The organism is Micromonospora sp. U21, assembly GCF_018070045.1.
Classification (GTDB): Bacteria; Actinomycetota; Actinomycetes; order Mycobacteriales; family Micromonosporaceae; genus Micromonospora.
The window spans coordinates 25,162-44,568 of record NZ_JAGPYK010000030.1 but is presented as its reverse complement, the minus strand read 5'-3'; the positions used below and the strand labels follow the sequence as shown (position 1 = coordinate 44,568).

The 19,407-nt window shown below is 73.5% G+C and carries 18 protein-coding genes; 5 read left to right on the top strand and 13 right to left on the bottom strand.

The window, feature by feature from the left end:
- Positions 1–235: 235 nt before the first annotated feature.
- Entirely contained in the window at positions 236–2,311 is a 2,076-nt protein-coding gene (locus KBX63_RS28175) for a SpoIIE family protein phosphatase (protein ID WP_210916460.1), read from the top strand.
- A 51-nt stretch (positions 2,312–2,362) separates the two neighbouring features.
- Positions 2,363–2,794, top strand: a complete 432-nt coding sequence (locus KBX63_RS28170; RefSeq protein WP_210916459.1) for a hypothetical protein — start codon at positions 2,363–2,365, stop codon at positions 2,792–2,794.
- A gap of 27 nt (positions 2,795–2,821) precedes the next feature.
- On the opposite strand, the gene KBX63_RS28165 is transcribed toward KBX63_RS28170, so the two are convergent.
- The gene (locus KBX63_RS28165; RefSeq protein WP_210916457.1) at positions 2,822–4,168 is read right to left on the bottom strand and encodes an FAD-binding oxidoreductase; all 1,347 of its coding nucleotides are present in this window, start codon (positions 4,166–4,168) and stop codon (positions 2,822–2,824) included.
- A gap of 96 nt (positions 4,169–4,264) precedes the next feature.
- On the opposite strand from KBX63_RS28165, the gene KBX63_RS28160 reads away from it, so the two are divergent.
- Positions 4,265–6,361, top strand: coding sequence for a S9 family peptidase (locus KBX63_RS28160; RefSeq protein WP_210916455.1), 2,097 nt, complete (start codon positions 4,265–4,267; stop codon positions 6,359–6,361).
- A 19-nt stretch (positions 6,362–6,380) separates the two neighbouring features.
- On the top strand, positions 6,381–6,557 hold the full coding sequence (locus KBX63_RS28155) for a hypothetical protein (protein ID WP_210916509.1): 177 nt from the start codon (positions 6,381–6,383) through the stop codon (positions 6,555–6,557).
- A gap of 55 nt (positions 6,558–6,612) precedes the next feature.
- On the opposite strand, the gene KBX63_RS28150 is transcribed toward KBX63_RS28155, so the two are convergent.
- The 6 genes from KBX63_RS28150 to KBX63_RS28125 form a co-directional block, all read right to left on the bottom strand.
- Positions 6,613–8,733, bottom strand: a complete 2,121-nt coding sequence (locus KBX63_RS28150) for a bifunctional polysaccharide deacetylase/glycosyltransferase family 2 protein (protein ID WP_210916502.1) — start codon at positions 8,731–8,733, stop codon at positions 6,613–6,615.
- Positions 8,734–8,735: 2 nt separating this feature from the next.
- Entirely contained in the window at positions 8,736–9,164 is a 429-nt protein-coding gene (locus KBX63_RS28145) for a hypothetical protein (protein ID WP_210916452.1), read from the bottom strand.
- Positions 9,165–9,278: 114 nt separating this feature from the next.
- Positions 9,279–10,811 (bottom strand): FtsX-like permease family protein, encoded by a 1,533-nt coding sequence (locus KBX63_RS28140; protein ID WP_210916451.1) that lies wholly within the window; start codon positions 10,809–10,811, stop codon positions 9,279–9,281.
- Positions 10,808–11,509, bottom strand: a complete 702-nt coding sequence (locus KBX63_RS28135; RefSeq protein WP_121654308.1) for an ABC transporter ATP-binding protein — start codon at positions 11,507–11,509, stop codon at positions 10,808–10,810. The genes KBX63_RS28140 and KBX63_RS28135 overlap by 4 nt, the downstream gene beginning before the upstream one ends.
- A complete protein-coding gene (locus tag KBX63_RS28130) occupies positions 11,506–12,042 on the bottom strand; it encodes a PadR family transcriptional regulator (protein ID WP_210916450.1) in 537 nt (178 codons plus the stop codon). The genes KBX63_RS28135 and KBX63_RS28130 overlap by 4 nt, the downstream gene beginning before the upstream one ends.
- A gap of 185 nt (positions 12,043–12,227) precedes the next feature.
- Positions 12,228–12,809 carry a TIGR03086 family metal-binding protein gene (locus KBX63_RS28125; protein ID WP_210916449.1) on the bottom strand — a complete coding sequence of 194 codons (582 nt, stop codon included), beginning with the start codon at positions 12,807–12,809 and terminating at the stop codon, positions 12,228–12,230.
- 31 nt (positions 12,810–12,840) lie between these two features.
- Between KBX63_RS28125 and KBX63_RS28120 the strand changes: the two genes are divergently transcribed.
- On the top strand, positions 12,841–13,638 hold the full coding sequence (locus KBX63_RS28120) for an AraC family transcriptional regulator (RefSeq protein ID WP_210916448.1): 798 nt from the start codon (positions 12,841–12,843) through the stop codon (positions 13,636–13,638).
- A gap of 29 nt (positions 13,639–13,667) precedes the next feature.
- On the opposite strand, the gene KBX63_RS28115 is transcribed toward KBX63_RS28120, so the two are convergent.
- The 6 genes from KBX63_RS28115 to KBX63_RS28090 are packed head-to-tail and all read right to left on the bottom strand — an operon-like array spanning position 13,668 to position 19,263.
- Entirely contained in the window at positions 13,668–15,206 is a 1,539-nt protein-coding gene (locus tag KBX63_RS28115; RefSeq protein WP_210916446.1) for a SpoIIE family protein phosphatase, read from the bottom strand.
- A 2-nt stretch (positions 15,207–15,208) separates the two neighbouring features.
- Entirely contained in the window at positions 15,209–16,570 is a 1,362-nt protein-coding gene (locus KBX63_RS28110; RefSeq protein WP_210916442.1) for a sensor histidine kinase, read from the bottom strand.
- Positions 16,567–17,580 carry a SpoIIE family protein phosphatase gene (locus KBX63_RS28105; RefSeq protein ID WP_210916441.1) on the bottom strand — a complete coding sequence of 338 codons (1,014 nt, stop codon included), beginning with the start codon at positions 17,578–17,580 and terminating at the stop codon, positions 16,567–16,569. Before KBX63_RS28105 ends, KBX63_RS28110 begins: the two co-directional genes overlap by 4 nt.
- On the bottom strand, positions 17,577–17,996 hold the full coding sequence (locus KBX63_RS28100) for an ATP-binding protein (RefSeq protein ID WP_210916440.1): 420 nt from the start codon (positions 17,994–17,996) through the stop codon (positions 17,577–17,579). Before KBX63_RS28100 ends, KBX63_RS28105 begins: the two co-directional genes overlap by 4 nt.
- Positions 17,993–18,403, bottom strand: coding sequence for an STAS domain-containing protein (locus KBX63_RS28095; protein ID WP_121657234.1), 411 nt, complete (start codon positions 18,401–18,403; stop codon positions 17,993–17,995). Before KBX63_RS28095 ends, KBX63_RS28100 begins: the two co-directional genes overlap by 4 nt.
- Positions 18,403–19,263 (bottom strand): STAS domain-containing protein, encoded by an 861-nt coding sequence (locus KBX63_RS28090; protein ID WP_210916439.1) that lies wholly within the window; start codon positions 19,261–19,263, stop codon positions 18,403–18,405. Before KBX63_RS28090 ends, KBX63_RS28095 begins: the two co-directional genes overlap by 1 nt.
- Positions 19,264–19,407: the final 144 nt, after the last annotated feature.

Here is a 19,407-nt window from a genome sequence, read left to right as displayed (position 1 = left end):
CGGGCGGCCCGCAGATCCGCTCGATGCGGCCGATCCTGTAACCCCCGGTCGCACACCTCGCCCGGGTGCTGAAACCCGCCGCACCGACCCGATCGACCCACCCGGTCGAGGAGCGTCACGTTAAGAAGGGGCCCCTGCTCTAACAGCGGCCCTTCCTTTGCGGGAGCTGGCGGCGCGGCTCGCGCGATGGGCGATCGGGTTGGCACCCGGCAGGGGGACGGTGGAGGATACGGGGGTGTCAGCCGAGGCGGGGCCCGCGACGGCCGGGGCCCGGAACGGGGCGGTCCGGCGTGTCCGCCTGCCCGCTGACCGGCGTACGCCGGCGGCCGCTCGCGCGGTGGTCCGCTCGGTCCTGGCCGAGGCGCACCTGGACGAGCTGGCCAACGAGGCGCTGCTGCTCACCACGGAATTGACCACCAACGCAGTCGAGCACGCCCGCACCGAACTGGACATTGAGGTCGTCGCGGACGAGGTCGGGCTGTCGGTGACCGTCTCCGACTTCGCGCCCGGTTCGGGCGACGAGCTGACTGTCGGCACCCGCAACGACGCCACCGAGATCAACGAGGTCTCCGAGCGGGGCCGGGGGCTGTTGCTGGTCGACCACTTCGCCAGCCGCTGGGGCACCACGTACCTGCCCACCGGCAAGGGCGTCTGGTTCCGGCTGGATCGCCCCGGCGCCGACCCGCCGGCCGGGGCCACCGCCGGTGGCGAGTCGATGCCGGCCAGCGCCGGCCCGGGGGCCGCCGCCGACAACTCCGCGCCGAGCGCCAGCGCGATGAGCGAACTCATGCAGACCGCCCCCGACGTGTACGCGGACGATCCGCTGCCCGACTTCGCCGCCAACCTGCTCAGCCGGGTGGCCGAAATGGTGGGCGCGGCCGGCGGCACGATCCGCCTGGACCGGGGCGACGGGCAGGGCCGTCAGGTGCTGGCCCGCTTCGGCCGGCAGCCCCGCGCCGACACGGAGCTGCTCCGGGTGCCTCTGTCGGTGCACCGCCCGTACGCGGGCGAGCTGGAGCTGGACGCCGCACCGTCGACGTACGCCCAGCCGCTGGCGGTGCTCACCGCGGAGCGGCTGTCGCTGCACCTGGAGAACGACCGGCTGCGCCGGGCCGACGTCCGCCGGCAGACGTGGCTGACGTTCCTGGCCGAGGCGAGCGAGTTGTTGGCCCAGTCGCTGGACGTCGAGCTGACCATGGCGCTGATTCCGCAGCTGGTGGTGCCGCGGCTCGGCCAGTGGTGTGCGGTGCACACCACCGACGAGTGGGGTCGGCTGCGGCTGGCGGCGGCCAGCCACGCGGACGAGTCGGTGCTGCCGCAGCTGCACAAGGTGCTGGCGGAGACAGGCCCGGACTCGATCCAGGCCCGGCTGCGCGAGGCGTCCCGCAGCGCGGCGCAGATTCCGCTCGGCGGGCCGATGGAGGGTTTCGCGGTCCCGTTGATCGCACGTGGGCAGCGGCTCGGCACCCTGGCGGTGGGGCGGCACCAGCGGCACCGGCACGACCCGGACGAGGTGTCGGTGCTGGAGGACGTGGCCCGGCGCTCCGCCCTGGCGATCGAGAACGCGCGGATCCACGCCGAGCGCCGCCGGGTCGCGCAGACGCTCCAGCAGTCCCTGCTGCCGCCGGTGCTGCCCGTGGTGGACGGGATCGGCTTCGCCGCCGAGTACGTCCCGACCGGCTACGACGCCGAGGTGGGCGGCGACTTCTACGACGTGGTGCCGCTGCTCGACGGCCGCTGGCTGGTGGTGATCGGGGACGTCTCGGGCAAGGGCGTCCAGGCGGCCGCGGTCACCGGGCTGGTCCGGGATGTGATCCGGGTGCTGGTCGGCGACGGCAAACCGTTGCCGGAGGCGCTGGCCCGGCTCAACGAGACGCTGGTCGAGCGGGGCGGCGGCCGATACTGCACGTTGGCCCTGGCGGCGGTCGGGCCGGGCGACGGGGATCGGCTGGACGTGTCGCTGCACCTGGCCGGGCACGACCGGCCGGTGCTGCTGGCCGCTGGTGGGCGCGCCGGGTTCGTCGGAGCCGGGGGCACGGCGTTGGGCCTGCTCGACACGATCACCTCGCCGACGGCGGAGATCACGCTCGCCCCGGGCGACGCCCTGATCTTCTACACCGACGGGGTCACCGAGCGGCGGCGCGGCCGGGAGCTGTACGGCACCGACCGGCTGCGTGACGCGGCCGCCCCACTGGCCGGTTACTCGGCCGACGTGGTGGCCGCCCGGCTGCGCGCCGCCGCGATCAACTTTTCGGTCGAGCCACCCCGGGACGACATCGCCATCCTGGTGCTGCGCAACGACGCGGTCTGACCGCCCGCCAGCGGCCCACCCGGCGGCGGTGGGCTAGGTAGATTGACGGCCATGTCGAGTGTCGCGCGGGCCGTGCCGTACTCCCGGCCGACGGTCCGGGTGCTGGTCGTCGGGCAGTTGGCGACCGTCGGCGCGTTCCTCGCCGTGCTGCTGCTGTATCTGGGCCGGATGGCGGGCGCCGGGGTCGGCCCGGCCGAGATGCTGACCGGCGCGTACGACCCCAAGGACCTGATCCCCTTCGGGATGCACGGGGCGAACGTCTTCTACTGGCTCTACGCGGTGGTGTCGGTGCTCTACCTGGTGGGCGCGCTGCTCGGGCCACCGCTGGCGCTCGTCGCGGTGGCGGTGGTCGCCCGGGAGCGGGACGCGCTGCCCCGGACGGCCCGGGCACTGCTGCTGGTCGGTGCGGCGGGCACGGTGCTGGTGCTGGTGGCCCGGTTCACCCCGCCGCTGCTCGACATGCACCGGTGGTGGATGGACTGACGACGGTCGACAGCGGGCGCGGCCGCATCACAGGCCGCCGGGAAGGCGACCAGGGGCGAGCCGGTGCTGCGGGTCGAGATGCTCCTTGGCGGCCCGCAGCCGGGCCAGGCCGGCCAGCTCGCCCCAGAGGTCGACGGCCTGCCGCACCGGGGCGGGGGCGGACACCACCACGCAGCGACCCTGCCGGGCCAGCAGCACACCCCGGACAGCGGCCAGGATGGACGCCACCCGGTCGGGGGCCAGCGCGCCGGGCAGCGCCGCGTGCACCACGCCCAGCCCGGCGGAGCCTCGCACCGGCACCGGGGCGCCGGCCGCGTCGCGCAGCGCGTAGACAGCGGCGTGCAGGTCGCTGATCGGCACTTCCAGGAGCAGCGCCGTGTCGCCGGGTGCGAACGGGTAGCGGCGCCACCAGGGCGGCGCGGAGTGCGCGACCGTCGCCTCCCCGTGCAGCAGGCCGACCAGGCGCTCGGCGCGCTCCGTGACATCGGCCCGGCCGCCCTCGAGCAGCACCACCAGGCTGCCCGCCCGGGACGGGGCACCCGACCGGCCGGACATCGACGGGTGGCGCTCCCGGACGGTGGCGGCCGGGTGGCCGGGCGGGTACGGCGAGCGCGGCCGGGGCGCCCCGCCGGGCAGGTCCAGCTCGATGGCCGCCGGCTCCAGCCGGGCGGCGAGGATCGCCCGGACCAGGTCGTGCACCTCCAGGGGCGTCCACACGGGCCGGGAGACCCAGAGCCGGCTGGCCGGCACCGGCTGCACCCGCAGGCTCGCCGAGACCAGCACGCCGAGCGCGCCCTGTGAGCCGCAGAGCAGCCGGGCCAGGTCGAGCCCGGGCGCGCCACCGCCGGCGCTGACCAGCTCGCCGTCGGCACCCAGGTAGCGGACGCCGAGGAGCTGGTCGCACGGGCTGCCGTGGCGGTGTCGCAGCGGGCCTGCCTCACCGGCGGCGAGCACCCCGCCGAGCGTCGCCCCGGGCGACGGGGCGTCCATCGCCAGCCGCTGCCCGGTGCGCTCCAGAGTGGCCTGCACCGCCCGCAGCGGGGTGCCGGCGCCGACCTCGGCGACCGGCTCGTGACCGATGCCGGCCAGCCGGCCGGTGTCGAGCATGATGTCGACCTGCACCGGCGTGGCACCCCAGTCGATCTTCGTGCCGGCGCCCCGTGGCACCACCGCCAGGTCATGCGTGCCGGCCAGCCGCAGCACCTCCGCGGCGGCGTGCGGGCCGCCGGGCACCGCCACCCACCGCGCCGGCCGCCCGGCCACCTCGTCGGCCGGACCACCGAGCCGGGCGAACGGCGGACCGCAGATCGCCGTCAACCGTCGGGTGATCTCGAGGGCTCCGGACCGGCCGAGGGAACTCGCTGCTGCAGCCATGCCGGTCATCGTACATGTGTTCGAATGCCGTGGTGGCGACTATCGGGATGCCGCTGGTCCGGCGTGTGGAGCGGGACGGCCGGTAACGTGGCCGCCGTGACCACCGAGACTGCCCCGCCCACGGCGAAGCGGGTGCCCGCCGAGCGCACCCACCACGGCGACACCGTCATTGACGAGTACGCCTGGCTCGCCGCCAAGGACGACCCGGAGACGATCGCCTACCTGACCGCCGAGAACGCGTACACCGAGGAGCGCACCGCGCACCTGGCCGCGTTGCGCGCGGACCTGTTCGAGGAGATCCGGCAGCGCACCCGTGAGACCGACCTGACCGTGCCGACCCGCAAGGGCGGGCACTGGTACTACACCCGGACGGTGGAGGGGCAGCAGTACGGGGTGCACTGCCGGCGCGCGGTCCGCGACTCCGAGACCGACCCACCGGTCAGTGCGGACGGTGCGCCGCTGGATGGCGAGGAGGTGCTGCTCGACGGCAACCTGCTGGCCGAGGGGCACGACTTCTTCTCGCTGGGCGCCTTCGACGTCAGCCCGGACGGGCGCTGGCTGGCCTACTCCACCGACTTCTCGGGCGACGAGCGGTTTACCCTGCGGGTGAAGGACCTGACCACCGGCGAGCTTCTCGCGGACGAGATTCCGGGCACCTTCTACGGCACGGCCTGGTCGACGGACGCCTCGGTGCTGTTCTACGTGACGGTGGACGACGCCTGGCGACCGAACCGGGTCTGGCGGCACACCGTCGGCTCGGCTGCCGCCGACGACGTGGTGGTCCACCAGGAGGACGACGAGCGGTTCTGGGTGGGCGTGGAGCTGACCCGGTCGGAGAAGTTCATCCTGATCGACATCCACAGCAAGATCACCAGCGAGGTGTTGGTGATCCCGGCCGCCAACCCGACCGGCGCGCCGGCCGTGATCGCACCGCGGCGGCAGGGCATCGAGTACACGGTGGAGCACCACGGCCACCGCTTCCTGATCCTGCACAACGACGGCGCCGAGGACTTCGCGCTGGCGTTCACCTCGGCGGACGTGCCGGGCGACTGGGTGCCGCTCATCGAGCACAGCCCCGGCACCCGACTGGAGGCGGTGGACGCCTTCGCGAACCACCTGGTGGTGTCACTGCGTGCCGACGGGCTCACCGGGCTGCGGGTGCTGCCGGTCGGCAGCGGCGACGAGTACGACATCGACTTCCCCGAGCCGCTGTACAGCGTCGGGCTGGACGCCAACCCGGAGTACCGCACCGGGCAGGTCCGGCTCCGCTACTCCTCGCTGGTCACCCCGGACTCCGTGTACGACTACGACCTGGTCACCCGGCAGATGGTGCTGCGCAGGCAGAAGCCGGTGCTGCCCGGGCCGGACGGGCGGCCGTACGACCCGGCCGAGTACGAGCAGCACCGCGACTGGGCGCTGGCCGACGACGGCACCCGGGTGCCGATCTCGCTGGTCTGCCGGGTCGGCACTCCCCGAGACGGCTCGGCCCCCTGCGAGCTGTACGGCTACGGCTCGTACGAGGCCAGCATGGACCCGTGGTTCTCGGTGGCCCGGCTGTCACTGCTGGACCGGGGTGTGGTCTTCGCGGTGGCGCACACCCGCGGTGGTGGCGAGCTGGGCCGGCGCTGGTACGACCAGGGCAAGCTGCTTGCCAAGAAGAACACCTTCACCGACTTCGTCGCCTGCGCCCGACACCTGGTCAAGGCCGGCTGGACGGCCAGCGACCGGCTGGTCGCCCGGGGCGCCTCGGCCGGTGGCCTGCTGATGGGCGCGGTGGCCAACCTCGCCCCGGACGCGTTCACCGGCATCGTCGCGCAGGTGCCGTTCGTGGACGCGCTCACCTCGATCCTCGACCCGTCGCTGCCGCTGACCGTCACCGAGTGGGAGGAGTGGGGCAACCCGCTGGAGGATCCCGAGGTGTACGCGTACATGAAGTCCTACACCCCGTACGAGAACGTGGCACCGGTGGGCTACCCGGCGATCCTCGCGGTGACCAGCCTCAACGACACCCGGGTGCTCTACTCGGAGCCGGCGAAGTGGATCGCCCGTTTGCGGGCGGTCGCCCCAGGCGGCGACTACCTGCTCAAGACCGAGATGGGCGCGGGGCACGGTGGCCCGAGCGGCCGCTACGACGCCTGGCGCGAGGAGGCGTTCATCAACGCCTGGATCCTGGACCGCCTCGGCCGCGCCTGAGGGTGATCGGGGGGCGGCCATGACCGGCGAGGACGGGGACGGAGTGGGGACCGGCGCGCTGCAGAGTGCGGGCCGGCGCGCGTCCGCCTGGATGATCCTCGCGGTGGTGGCCGCCGCCCTGCTCGTGTGCTGCTGCTCCGCCGCCGTGGGCCTGCTGATCTCCTGGTCCGCCGGCCTCTTCCATACCCCGACCTGACCGCCCGCCGCGCGCTCCGCGGCCGGTCAGGTCGGGGGCCAGCCGTGCCGGCCGGTCAGTGGCGACCGGCGCCGACCAGCGCGGCGGCTTCGCCGGTACGCACCATCCGCTGCCAGCGCAGCCTGTTGCCGATCAGCGCGGTGACCACCGACTGCACCACCACCAGGTACATCAGCTGCCGGTAGACCAACTGCTGGAACGGCAGCGCCCACAGTGGCCCGTACCGTTCCCGATCCAGGTGCAGCGCGTAGCCGGCGGTGGCCGCCTGGAGCAACAGCAGCCCGGCCCAGGCCAGGGCGAGGGTCGACCAGGGCAGGAAGAGCAGGCCGTAGACGGCGAACACGTCGACCGCCGGCGCGGTCAGCGGCAGCACGATCTGGAAGACCATGAGGTACGGCAGCCCACGCCGGCCGAGTTTGCCGCCGGCACCCGACTCGCGCAGCGCGTGCCGGTGCTTCCACATCGCCTGCATCGTGCCGTAGCACCAGCGGTAGCGCTGCCGCCACAACTGGCGCAGCGACGAGGGGGCCTCGGTCCAGGCGATGGCCGACTCCTCGTAGATCACCCGCCACCCGGCCCTGAGCACCTGCATGGTCAGGTCGGTGTCCTCGGCCAGCGTGTCCGCCGGCACTCCGCCTACCCGCAGCAGCACCTCCCGGCGGAACGCACCGATCGCGCCGGGGATGGTCGGCATGCACTCCAGCACGTCGTACATCCGCCGGTCGAGGTTGAAGCCGATCACGTACTCGAGGTGCTGCCACCGGCCGAGCAGCCGGCGCCGGTTGGCGACCTTGGTGTTGCCGCTGATCGCGCCGACCGACGGGTCGGCGAAGCCCTGCACCAGCCGGTGCACGGTGTCCGGCTGGAACACGGTGTCCCCGTCCACCAGCACCAGCAGGTTCGCCCGGGCGGCCCGGACGCCGGTGTTCAGCGCCGCCGGCTTGCCGGCGTTGGCCTGCCGGATCACGCGTACCCCGCGCAGCCGCATCCGCTCGACGATGTCGGCGGTGCCGTCGTCCGATCCGTCGTCCACCACGATCACCTCCAGTGCCGGGTACGCGCTGGCGACCAGGGAACGGACCGTGGCGGCGATGTTCGCCGCCTCGTTGTACGCGGGAACGATCACCGACACCGGGGCGCGTACCTCTGGCCGGCCCTGCCGGTGCCGGCGGACCCGGCGCACGTGGCGTTGGGCGCAGAACACCTGCACCGCCAGACGCGCCACGCCGAGCACCAGGGCGACGGCGAGCAGCAGGTTCATCACTCCGGCCGACCAGCGTGCGCCGGTCTGGGTCCAGCGCAGCACGGTGCCACTCAACCGGGTGCCACCGCCTGCCGGAACCATTGACGGAGACGCATCGATGCCGGTGGAGACGGTGGTGAACCGATAGCCCTGGTCGGTCAGAGCGGGCAGCAGTCGGTCCAGCGCGGCCACCGTCTGCGCCCGATCACCACCGCCGTCGTGCATCAACACCACGGCGCCCCGGCCCCGCGCGGGGGTGGTTGCGCGGACGATCTGGTCGATACCGGGGCGCTGCCAATCCCTGGTGTCCCGGTCGGCGAGCACCGCGACGTGCCCGGTCCCAGCGGCGGCGCGCAGCGCGGCGTACTCGGGCCCGGTCAGCGCCGTCGGCACCGAGGAGAACGGTGGCCGGAGCAGGGTGGCCTCCTGGCCGGTCGCCGCGGCGATCGCCTTGCGGGTCAGCGACAGTTCCAGGTCACGCCGCCACGCCGGCACGGCGGCGAGGTTGGCGTGGGTGAAGGTGTGCGACCCGATCTCGTGGCCCTCGGCGAGGATCCGCCGGACCAGCTCCGGATGCTCGTTGACACGGGCCCCCACCACGAAGAAGGTCGCGTGTGCGCCGTGCCGGCGCAGCACGTCGAGCACCTGCGGGGTCCAGCGCGGGTCCGGTCCGTCGTCGAAGGTCAGCGCGATTGTCCGGTCCGGCAGGGCTCGGCTGACCGGCTCCGTCCGATCCAGCCGCAACACCGGGCCGCCCGAGCCGACCTGGGCCGGTACGCCCGCCGCGGCGGAACCATCGGTGGTGGCACCCGAGCCGCCTGCGATCCCGGTCACCAGGCCGTTGGCGGTTAGCGCCGCGAGCAACAGAAGCAGCCCGAGCAGGAGCAGGAGCCAGTGTGCCCGGGGATCGCGCCGGGCCACGTGTCGTGCCATCGTCACTGGGGCTTACCGGGCGGCCTGCTCGGCCTCGCGGTGTTGCGATGCTGGTCGCCCCGGCCCGGCTGGTCGCTGGCGGATGGGGCCACATTGGCCGCGGTAGGTGGGCCGGAGCGCCGGGCGCCGGCGGTCGGTGTGGGGCTCGGCCGAGGCGCCGACGTGCCGGTCACGGAAGAGGAGGACGGCGACTGGGTCACCCGCGGCTGGTTGATCCCGTCCACGCCGGCCTCCACCGGTCGCGGCGCCCGAGGGTCGTCGGACCAGCCGGGCAGCGGCACCGAGGTGTCCAGGAAGAGCCCGGCGGCGATCAGCCCGAGGCTGGTGAGCAGGCCGAGAGCCATCGCGGTCCCGGCGATGACGGTCAACCGGCGACGCCGGCCGGTCCCATCGACGAACACCGGCGGAGCGCCGCCCGGTTGATTGTGCATCTGCCGAACTCCCACCGTTACCGCGCCGCGAACCGTCCGGTCCGGCGCCGGATACCCGATGGTCCGGGTCTCCGGTGCAGACAGCGGCTCCGCCACCGGTGGCGTTACATCCGCTCAGGCCGTACGCAGCTCCTCAACGGCCGTGCTGACCCGCAGGAAGAGCAGGCCGACGCCGACCGTCACCAGCACCGCCGCCAACGCGCCACCGCCCAGCCAGGCCAACTGCTCCAGCGGTACGTCCGGAACCCGCTCGGCGCCGGCGGTCTCCACGAACCGGACGTACTGCTGCCGGGTCGCCGGATCGTCACAGAGTGCCGCCGTGGCGTCGCAGATCTCGGACGACGACGTGCCCGTCGTCGCCTTCGGGAAGAGACCGCGGCCAAGCAGCGTGCCGACGCCGAGGGCGAGCACGATCGCCGGCACGGCGGGGGCCAGCGCCTGCCAGGCGACGGAGCGGCTCAGGGTGGACCGCGGTACGCCGGTGGCGACCAGGGCGGCGTAGGCCCTGCGGCGGGACACGATCCCCTCCACCAGCGCGACGATCAGCCCTCCGGCGGCGATCAGCACGGCCAGCGCGACCGCCGAGTCGACCAGGTCCATGGTCGACAGGTAGAACGAGTCCGGGCCCGTTTCGCTGCCGTCGCGCAGGCTCTGCTCGCGGTCGAGTGCGTCCTGCGCCACGAAGTAGGCACGCAGCGCGGCCGCGCCGGCACCGAAGATCAGAGCGGCCAGCAGCGCGGCGAACGTACGGCTGCCCGCCCACGGGTCGGACATCAGCCGGCCGGCCGCGAGCAGCGCCGGCGGACGGCGGGCGTGCTGGCGCAGCAGCCGCCCGCAGGTGTACGAGATCCAGCCGGTGCCGATGACCACCCCGATCATCGCCGCGAGGCCACCCGTCAGGAACAGCAGCGGCACCAGCCAGCGCAGCACCTCATCGTTGTCGTCGAAGCGGTACAGCACCGGCCGGACCGCGGCGAAGGAGGCCAGCCCCAGCCCGATCAGCAGCCCCGCCCAGGGGCGTGGCCCGCGCTCCCTCGCGGCCTTGCGGGTCACCCCGAGCGGGCTGGTGGTGACCCTGCGCAGCATCAGGACGGTGGCCAGCGCCGCGACCACCGGCAGGCCGAGCACGACCGCGGCCAGCGCGCCGGGCGACGGCAGCACGTCGGTGGGCAGGGCGAGTCGACCCTGCTCGTCCGGCCGGTGCAGCAGCTCCCGACCGGCCAGGTGGACGCCCAGCCCGACGACGGTGCCGAGCAGGCTCGCCAGGCCGGTCTCCAGCACCGCGAGCCGGGTGACCTGGCCGGGGGTGGCGCCGGCCAGACGGAGCGCGGCGAGCCGCCGGTCCCGGCTCGGCGCGCCGAGCCGGGCGCACTGGCCGGCCAGCGCCAGCACCGGGACGGTCAGCAGCAGCAACGCGAACGCCGTGCCGCCGCGCAGCCCCGGCTCGGCGAACAGCGCGTTGTGATACTGCTCCGACCAGCGGTTGGCGTTGTCATCCGTCGCCGCCGGCGTCGGAATGGCCAGCACGGTGAGCGCAGCCAGCCCGGCCAGGGTCGCCAGCAGGGCGCTGAGCGCGGTGAGGACCACCCGGGCGGTGTCGGTGCGGGTGCCGGCCAGCGCGAGCCGGACCAGCGTCGCCGGCCTCACCGGGAGCCGCCGGCCAGCGGCGCGTCGAGCCCCAGGCCGGTGTGGTCCACCAGGCCGTCGCGCAACACGATCTCCCGATCGGCGTACGCGGCGATCCGCGGCTCGTGGGTGACCAGCACGACGGCGGTGCGCTGCTCGCGGGCGAGCCGGACCAGCTGGGTGAGCACCTGCTCGCCGGTGAGCGTGTCCAGCGAGCCGGTCGGCTCGTCAGCGAAGAGCACCCGGGGCTCGGTGACGAGGGCCCGCGCGGTGGCGCAGCGCTGCTGCTGCCCGCCGGACATCTCGCCGGGTCGAAGGTCGGCCAGCTCGGCCACCCCGAACCGCTCCAACCAGGTGAGCGCCGCCGTCCGTGCCTCTCGCCGCCCCGTGCCGGCGAGGAGCAGGGGCAGGGCGACGTTCTCCGCCGCAGTCAGTTCGGCCACCAGCTGGCCGAACTGGAACAGCACGCCGAACTCGGTGCGCCGCAGCCGGGACCGGGCCGCCTCCGACCACGTGTCGATCCGGTGGCCGCGCCAGGTGACCTCGCCGGCGTCCGGGCGGAGGATCCCGGCCAGACAGTGCAGCAGGGTCGACTTGCCACAGCCGCTCGGGCCGGTGACGGCGACGATCTCGCCCTCGGTCACGTCGAGCGTCACGCCGCGCAGCGCGGGCGTCGGGCCGTACGCCCGAACCACGCCGCGAGCCTGGAGTTGCGTCACGGGTGCACCTCCCGGTGCCAGTCGGCGACCCGGTCCAGCGTGGTGTGCAGCCACCGCAGGTCCGCATCGAGGTGGGCGATCGCGAAGTCGGCCGCCACCACGTCGCTGAGGGTGGCGGCCGGGTCGGCCTTGGCCGCGGTCAGCTCGCGCAGCCGCGCGGTGTGCGCGGCGCGCTGGGCGATCAGGTAGGACCGTGCCCGGTCGGCGTCGGCGACCAGCAGCGCCACCACGACCTTGGCGAAGAGCGTGCTGGCCACGTATGGCATCGGTGGCTCCACCGCGGACAGCCACCGGTCGAGCGTGGCCCGGCCCTCGCCGGTCAGCGCGTATGCCGTGCGGTCGGGGCCGGCCGCCCGATCCTGGCCGGCGGCGGCCACCAGGCCGTCGCGTTGCAGTCGGCCGAGAGTGGCGTAGACCTGCCCGAAGGCCAGCGGCCGAGCCCGGGGCAGCCGCTCGTCGTGCGCACGCTTGAGCTCATAGCCGTGCCGGCTGCCACCGGCGAGCAACCCGAGCAGAACATGCGGCGTGGACACGCCTCAACTATTCACTCAGCGAATACCCGTGTCAACAACCCTCCCCCGCCCCCTACCCACCCGCCCACCGCCGGTGATCATGAAGTTATTGCCACGACACGCCGCGCCGACCAGCAACAACTTCATGATCACCGGGGAAAGGGGGCGGGGCGGGGACAGGCGGCGGGGGCGAGGGCGAGGGGCCGTCAGGGGGTGGGCCAGGTGGGGGCGCGGCCGGTCTGGGCCAGGAGGTGGTCGAGGTTGGGCAGGTCGGGGGTGGTGGGGCTGAGCGCCGGCGCCGGGTCGGCGAAGACGCCCATCTTGCGGGCGGTCGGGCCCAACTGCTCGACCAGGCCGTGCAGCTCGGCCACCGCCTCGGGGGCCGGCTCGTACGCCTGACCGGTGGCGACGGCGAGGTCCCAGCCGTGCACGGTCAGATCCAGCAGCGCCATGCCGCCGATGACGGTCTGCGGCATGCCCATGCCGGGCGAGACACCCTCCAGGGCGGACGGGTCCGACCAGGCGGCGATCAGCCGGCCGGTCTCCGTCTCGAACCGGTCCCGCCAGCCGTCGGCGAGGTGGTCGGGCTTCTCGGACCATTCCACCGGCCGCTTCCCGGCGAGCTGCTGGAAGTTCACCACCACCTCATACAGATGGTTGAGCAGGTCGCGGACCACGTAGTCGCGGCACGGCGTGGGCAGGTCGAGCTGGTCGTCGGCGACGCCGCGCACCACATCGACGGTTCGCGGCGCGGCAGCCGCCAGCAGATCGCTAGTCTGAGTGGCCATAGGGCCAGCGTATGAGGGTGGTCTTGAAAAAATGCGACAGCGACCGCGTGGCGACAGCCGGGGCATCCTGGACCCGGGCCGGTTGCTGCGCGAGGTTCACTTCCGCCGGCACCTGCCGGCGGAGTCGCTACGCCCGTGGGTCGAGCACTACTGGCTGATCGACTGGGCGTTGAGCGCACCGTTCGAGCAGCGGCTCGTGCCGCACCCGGCAGTGAACGTGGTGTTCCGGCGCGACGGCGCCGGGCCGGAGGCCGGCGAGGTGGCCGGGGTGGGCCGCAACCTGTTCCGAATCACCCTCACCGGAACCGGCCGGGTCTGCGGGGTCCAGTTCCGGCCCGGTGGCTTCCATCCGTTCTGGCGTCGGTCGGTCGCCGAGCTGACCGGCCGCCGGCTGCCGCTGCCCGCCGGCCGGCTGGCCCGGCCCGACGGTCCGGTGTGCGCGGGCACAGACGGCGAGCGCCACCGCGCACTGGACGCCCTGCTCACCGCCTGGGCGCCCGAGCCGGACCCAACGGCCGAGGAGGCCGTCCGGCTGGCCGAGGCGATCCGGACGGACCGGACGGTGCTGCGGGTCGACCACTTCGCCGCACGCCACGACCTCCCGGTCCGCCGGCTGCAACGGCTGTTCACGGAGTACGTGGGGGTCGGCCCGAAGTGGGTGATCCGCCGTTACCGCCTCCAGGAGGCCGTCGAGCAGGCCGCCGGCGGCCCGCTGAACTGGGCGGGCCTCGCCGCCGACCTCGGCTACAGCGACCAGGCCCACCTGGTCCGTGACTTCACGGCCGTCGCGGGCGTGTCACCCGCCGCGTACGCCCGATCGGTCCACTGAGTGCTCGGCGGGACCGGACCGACATCGGTTCAGTTGCGACGCAGCACGATCACGGCAACGTCGTCCTGGATCTCCGGTGGGGCCAGCTCCACCAACAGTCGGGTGCAGAACCGCTCCAGGTCGGCGTCCACCGTCCTGGACAGCGCGGCGAGCGCGGCCAGCCCCTCGTCGATGGTGGCGTCCCGACGCTCGATCAGCCCGTCGGTGTAGAACACCAGCGTGGCCCCGGCCGGCAGCACGAACTCCAGGTCGGCCGGACGGGGCGCGCGGACGCCGAGCAGCGGCGCCGAGTGCTGCACGAACTCGACCTTGCCGTCCAGGCTGAGCACGGGCGGCAGGTGACCGGCGCTGGCCAGCCGGACCCGCCCGCTCGGCGGGTGCAGCAGAAGCACGCAGAGAGTGGCCACCTCGTTCGGCAGCAGGGTGCGCATCAGCTCGTTGACCCGGTGCAGGATATCGCCGGGCTGGTGCCCCTCGACCGCGTACGCCCGCACCGCGTGCCGCAGCTCGGCCATGACGGTCGCCGCGTGCAGCGAGTGGCCGGCCACGTCGCCGATCGCCAGCAGCAGGTGCCCGTCGAGCATCACCAGCTCGTAGAAGTCACCGCCCACCTCGGTCTGGGCGCTGGCCGGCTCGTAGCGCACCGCGAGGTCCAGCCCGACCACGTCGGGCAGCCGGCGTGGGAGCAGGCTGCGCTGAAGGGTCACCGCGATCCGGTGCTCCTCGTCGAACGAGCGCTGGGCCTCCACCGCCGCCGCGACGGCCTGGGCGAGCTGCACCAGCACCGGGGTCCGGGCGGTCTGGGTGGCGGTCGGGACCACCACGTACAGCGGAGCCCGGTCCTCGCGCAGCCGGGCGGCGGCCACGGTCACCGAGTCGTCCGCCGGCCAGTCGAGCAGCCCCCAACTCGCCGGCGCCTCCACCCGGACCGTCGAGCCGGTGGGCACCCCGGTGTCGTCGACGACCCAGGGCACCACGGTGGCCTCGGCGCCGGGCCGGGCGCAGATTCCAGCGAGGCAGTCACCGTCGAACGTCTCGGCGATCACCGCCGCCGGGCTCTTGAAGATCTGCGCGGCGCCCGCCGCGGCGGCCTCCAGCAGCCGCGTGAAGGTCGGCGCGGCGTGCACCGCCACCGTCGTGTCGGCCAGCCCGAGCAGCCGCTCGGCGAGCAGTTCGGCGCGCTGCCGGGCCTGGTAGTAGCGCAGCACCGCCCGGGTGGTGGCGATCAGCTCCTCGGGCTCGATCGGCTCGGTCAGGTAGGCGTCGGCACCCCGGGTCAGGCCCTGGGCACGGTCGGCGACGTCCACGGCGTGCGCCGACACGTGGATCACCGGCATCGCCGGGTGCGTCGCCTTGATCCGTTCGCAGACCTCGTAGCCGCTCAGGTCGGGCAGCCGGACGTCGAGCACCACCAGGTCGATCCGGTCCACCTCGACCCGCGCCAGCGCCTCGGCGCCGTTCTCCGCCTCCAGCACGGTGAAGCCGGCGCGGGTCAGCCAGCTGACCAGCAGGTAACGCTTTGTACGACTGTCATCGACCACCAGAACGGTCGCCGGCCCGCCGTCCACCGTCACGCTCCGCCCACGGGCAGGGAGACCGTGAATGTGCTGCCCCGGCCCGGCTCGCTGGTCAACTCCAGCGTCCCGCCGAGCAGTGTCACCAGGCGCCGGGCGTACGGCAGGCCGAGGCCGGTGCCGCCGACCCGGGTCGCACCCGGCACCTGGTAGAACTCCTCGAAGATCCGTTCGTGCAGCTCGGGGGCGATGCCCGGGCCGGTGTCGCTGACCGTGAAGGTCCATCGGTCGTCACGCTGCCTGGCTCGCAGCCGCACCTCGCCCCGTGCGGTGAACTTCAACCCGTTGTGCAGCAGGTTGCGCAGCACCTGGCCGAGCAGCACCTCGTCGGTGCGCAGCACGGCCGGCGCGGGCGGCTCCTCCACCACCAGCTCCACCTCCGGCCGGGTGGCCAACGCGCGCAGCGTCCCGCGCAGCTGGCCGAAGACCGGGCGCAGGTCCACCTCGGCCCAGTCCGGCTCGATCCGGCCGGACTCCGCCTTGGCCAGGTCCAGCAGCTCGTTGACCAGCCCGAGCAGGTCCGCCGCGGAGGAGCGGATCAGATCGACCTGGCGAGCCTGCTCGGCGGTGAGCGGGTCGGAGGCGGAGTCGGAGAGCAGCCGCCCCAACCCGATGATCGCGGTGACCGGGGCCCGCAACTCATGGCTCACGTTGGCCAGGAACCGGCTCTTCGACTCGCTCGCCGCGCGCAGCTGGGCCGACTTCTCGTCCAGCTCGGCGTAGAGGGCGACCACGCCCCGGTTGGTCTCCTCCAGCTCCTCGGTGAGCTGGTTGTAGAGCGCCAGCACGCCACGGTTGGTCTCGGCCAGCTCCTCGTTCAGCACCGCGAGCTCGTCGCGCTGGCTACGCACCTCGTCGAGCGCCGCGATGAGCTGCCCGTTCTGCACGGTCAGCTCGTCCAGGGCGCTGGCCGGCGCGCTACGGCCGAGTTCAGCGCGGAACTCGGCGAGCCGCTCCGGGGTTGGCGTCGGCGCGTTGGCCGGGACTCGTCGGGACATCCTCACGACCGTAACCCCCTCGACGGTCGACACGCTCAGCGTGTCGACCAGCCGGGACACCGCGCCGGACTGCGGCTCGTACCGGCCGTCCGGCAGCGGGGCCACCGGAGCCAGGTCCGCGCGGAGGTGGAACCGACCGTCGGCGCCCGCGTCGACGTGGAAGGAGACGTCCGCTCCCCCGACCGCGCGGAGCAGGTCCCGGGCCACCTCGCTGAGAGCGGTGGCGATCCGGATCTGGTCCTGGTGTTCCAGGCCGACCACCGTGGCCACCTCGCGGCCCCGCTGGCGGATCACGAAGATGTCCTGCTCGACCCGGAGCACCATCTGCAGCAGTGGCAGCGTGGTCGGCTCCCCGGTCATGCCCAGGACCTCGCGACCAGCACGCAGGCGTCGTCGCGCCGCACCCCGGCGTCGCGCAGCAGGGTCGCGGCCATCACCAGCGGAGACCGCTCGGCCAGGCCCGGATAGTCGGTCAACCGCCAGCGGTCGACCACTCCGTCGCTGTGCATCACCAGCCGGGCGCCGGGGCCGAAGGAGTAGTCGTACCCCCGGACCGTCGGTCGCTGGTGCCCGGCGATGCCGGGCAGCGACACCAGGCCCCGGCGCTGGCCGTCGCCCTCGATCACCACGGCGGCGATGTTGCCCAACCCGGCGTAGTGCAGCACCCCGGCCTCCGGCGCCAGCTCGGCGACTGCCAGCGCCGCGCCGCGGGTGTACGACATGGCCCGGTGCAGATGGCTGACGACCGCCTGTGGGGGGCCCGCCGGCGCGTCGCGGAACGCGGTCACCGCCGCCTCGGTGGCGGCGGCGGCCAGCGGACCATGTCCCAGGCCGTCGCTGACCAGCACCTGGTGCCTGCCGTCGGCCACCCGGACGGCGTACCCGTCGCCGCTGACCGTCTCGCCGGTCAGCGGCCGGGTGAGAGCGCCCGCCCAGGAGGGTTGAGCCGGCTCGGCCGGCCAGACCTGCACGGCGAGGACGGTGCCCCGGTCGGGCAGGGAGTACCCGTCGAACCAGCTCGCCTGCCGGACGATGGCGCCCAGACCGATGCCGAGCGTGCCGGCGGTGGAGTGCCCGTCCTGGGACGAGAGGGTCAGGTCGGCCATGCCGGGCCCGGAGTCGATGGCCACCAGCTCCACGCCGGCCTGCCCGGCGCGTCGTACCGGCCGGAGCAGCAGGACACCTTCGTTGGCGTGCTTGACCAGGTTGCTGGTCAGCTCCGCGGCGACGATGGCCAGGTCGGCGATGCGCGGCTGGCCCAGCTGCACCTGCTCGCCGAGGCGCTCGGCGGCGCGCCGGACGGCGCTGGCCGTGCTGCCGGCCTCCACCCGGAACCAGATGCCGCTGTCGGTGACCGGGTCCCCGTTCACCGGGACCACTTGGTGACCGTGATGCGGGTGCCGGTCTCCGCCGACGTCTCGATCTGGAACTCGTCGACGAGTCGCCGGGCGCCGCTGAGACCGAGACCGAGCCCACCGCCGGTGGTGTAGCCGTCGGTGAAGGCCAGGTCGAGGTCGGCGATGCCGGGCCCGGAGTCGACGAAGACGATCTGGACGCCGCGGCGCCGTCCGTTGTCCACGGTCGTCACCTCCACCGTGCCGCCGCCGCCGTACACCAGGGTGTTACGGGCCAGCTCACTCGCCGCGGTGACCACCTTGGTCTGGTCGACCAGGGAGAGCTTGACGGCCACCGCCACGGCGCGGACCAGCTGCCGGACGCGCACCACGTCCTCGTCGCTCCGGATCGCCTGCGCCTGCGGGTGGCCCAGGTCGATGCCCGCGGTCACGGCGTGGCCGTCTCGGCGTCCGGATCGTCGTCGAGCTGGTAGTCGAGCTCGTCGGCGCGGGCCGCCGCGATCAGCTCCATGCCGCGCTCGACGTTCAGCGCGGTACGGATGCCGTTCAGCGACAGCCCGAGTTCGACCAGGGTGATGGCGACGGCGGGGCGCATCCCGACCACCACCGTCTCCGCGTCGAGCACCTTGGAGATCGACGCGATGGTGGAGAGCATCCGCCCGACGAAGGAGTCGACGATGTCCAGCGCGGTGATGTCGATGATGACGCCGTGGCAGCCGGTGGCCACGATCCGCTCGGCGAGGTCCTCCTGGAGCGCGACCGCGGTCTGGTCGGACATGTCGAGCTGGATGGAGACGAGCAGGATGTCACCGATCTTGAGGATCGGCACCCGCTCCATCAGACGTCCCGGCGTGGCTGCCGGCGGGCGGTCTCCACCCCGTTGAGCCGCAGCACGTGGCGCAGCGCGTCGGCGAGGGTCGCCTTGGTGGCGATGTCACCGAACTCGATGCCGAGCGCGACGATGGTCTGCGCGATCTGCGGGCGGATGCCGGAGATGATGCAGTCGGCGCCCATCAGGCGGGCGGCCACCACGGTCTTCAGGATGTGCTGGGCGACCTGGGTGTCGACCGCCGGGACGCCGGTGATGTCGATGATCGCGTACGGGGAGCCGGTGTCGACCAGGGTCTGCAGCAGCCGCTCCATGACCACCTGGGCCCGGGCCGAGTCCAGGGTGCCGACCAGCGGGACGGCGACCACGCCCTCCCAGAGCTTGACCACCGGCGTGGAGAGTTCGAGCAGCTGCTCGGCCTGATCGGCGATCAGGCTCTCCCGGGTGCGGACGAAGCTCTCGAAGGTGAACAGGCCCAGCTCGTCGACCAGATTGGAGAAGGCGACGTAGTCGCGCAGCGCGGTGGCGCCGCCGGCCTCCTCCGCGAGCCCGGCCAGCACCTCCTTGAGCGCGAAGATGCTGATCGCGGTCTCGGTGGCGGAGAAGCCCTGCCGGGCCCGGCCACGGGACAGCTCGGAGAGCGCGGCGCGCAGTTCGGCGGCGTTCTCCGCGGACAGGTCGATGACGCCCTGCTTGCTGGTGGTGACGATGGCGCTGTGCAGATCCTGGACCTGCCGGCGCAGCTCGGCCTGGCTCAACCGGCCACGCAGCGAACCGGCGACGATCTCGGTCCACCGCTGCGTGACCTGCTCGGCGTGCCCCCCGAGCAGCGCGGCGAGTCGACCACTTTCCTCGGCGCTCAACGCCATTGCGAAACCCCCCTCGACCTGGACCGGGCGGACTCTATCACCGGGGGCTGCTGAACTACTTGCCCCATGGCAACGGAATGATGATGGCCACCGGATCACGGCTCCCGATCTGCGTGCGACCCCCATCGTGGGATACCGTTCCCC

What these genes read in the sequence shown, in the direction of transcription:
- KBX63_RS28170 (WP_210916459.1), top strand. Translation starts at nt 2,363, where the DNA reads ATGTCGAGTGTCGCGCGGGCCGTGCCGTACTCCCGGCCGACGGTCCGG.
- KBX63_RS28165 (WP_210916457.1), bottom strand. Translation starts at nt 4,168, where the DNA reads ATGGCTGCAGCAGCGAGTTCCCTCGGCCGGTCCGGAGCCCTCGAGATC.
- KBX63_RS28155 (WP_210916509.1), top strand. Translation starts at nt 6,381, where the DNA reads ATGACCGGCGAGGACGGGGACGGAGTGGGGACCGGCGCGCTGCAGAGT.
- KBX63_RS28150 (WP_210916502.1), bottom strand. Translation starts at nt 8,733, where the DNA reads ATGGCACGACACGTGGCCCGGCGCGATCCCCGGGCACACTGGCTCCTG.
- KBX63_RS28145 (WP_210916452.1), bottom strand. Translation starts at nt 9,164, where the DNA reads ATGCACAATCAACCGGGCGGCGCTCCGCCGGTGTTCGTCGATGGGACC.
- KBX63_RS28125 (WP_210916449.1), bottom strand. Translation starts at nt 12,809, where the DNA reads ATGGCCACTCAGACTAGCGATCTGCTGGCGGCTGCCGCGCCGCGAACC.
- KBX63_RS28120 (WP_210916448.1), top strand. Translation starts at nt 12,841, where the DNA reads ATGCGACAGCGACCGCGTGGCGACAGCCGGGGCATCCTGGACCCGGGC.
- KBX63_RS28110 (WP_210916442.1), bottom strand. Translation starts at nt 16,570, where the DNA reads ATGACCGGGGAGCCGACCACGCTGCCACTGCTGCAGATGGTGCTCCGG.
- KBX63_RS28095 (WP_121657234.1), bottom strand. Translation starts at nt 18,403, where the DNA reads ATGGAGCGGGTGCCGATCCTCAAGATCGGTGACATCCTGCTCGTCTCC.
- KBX63_RS28090 (WP_210916439.1), bottom strand. Translation starts at nt 19,263, where the DNA reads ATGGCGTTGAGCGCCGAGGAAAGTGGTCGACTCGCCGCGCTGCTCGGG.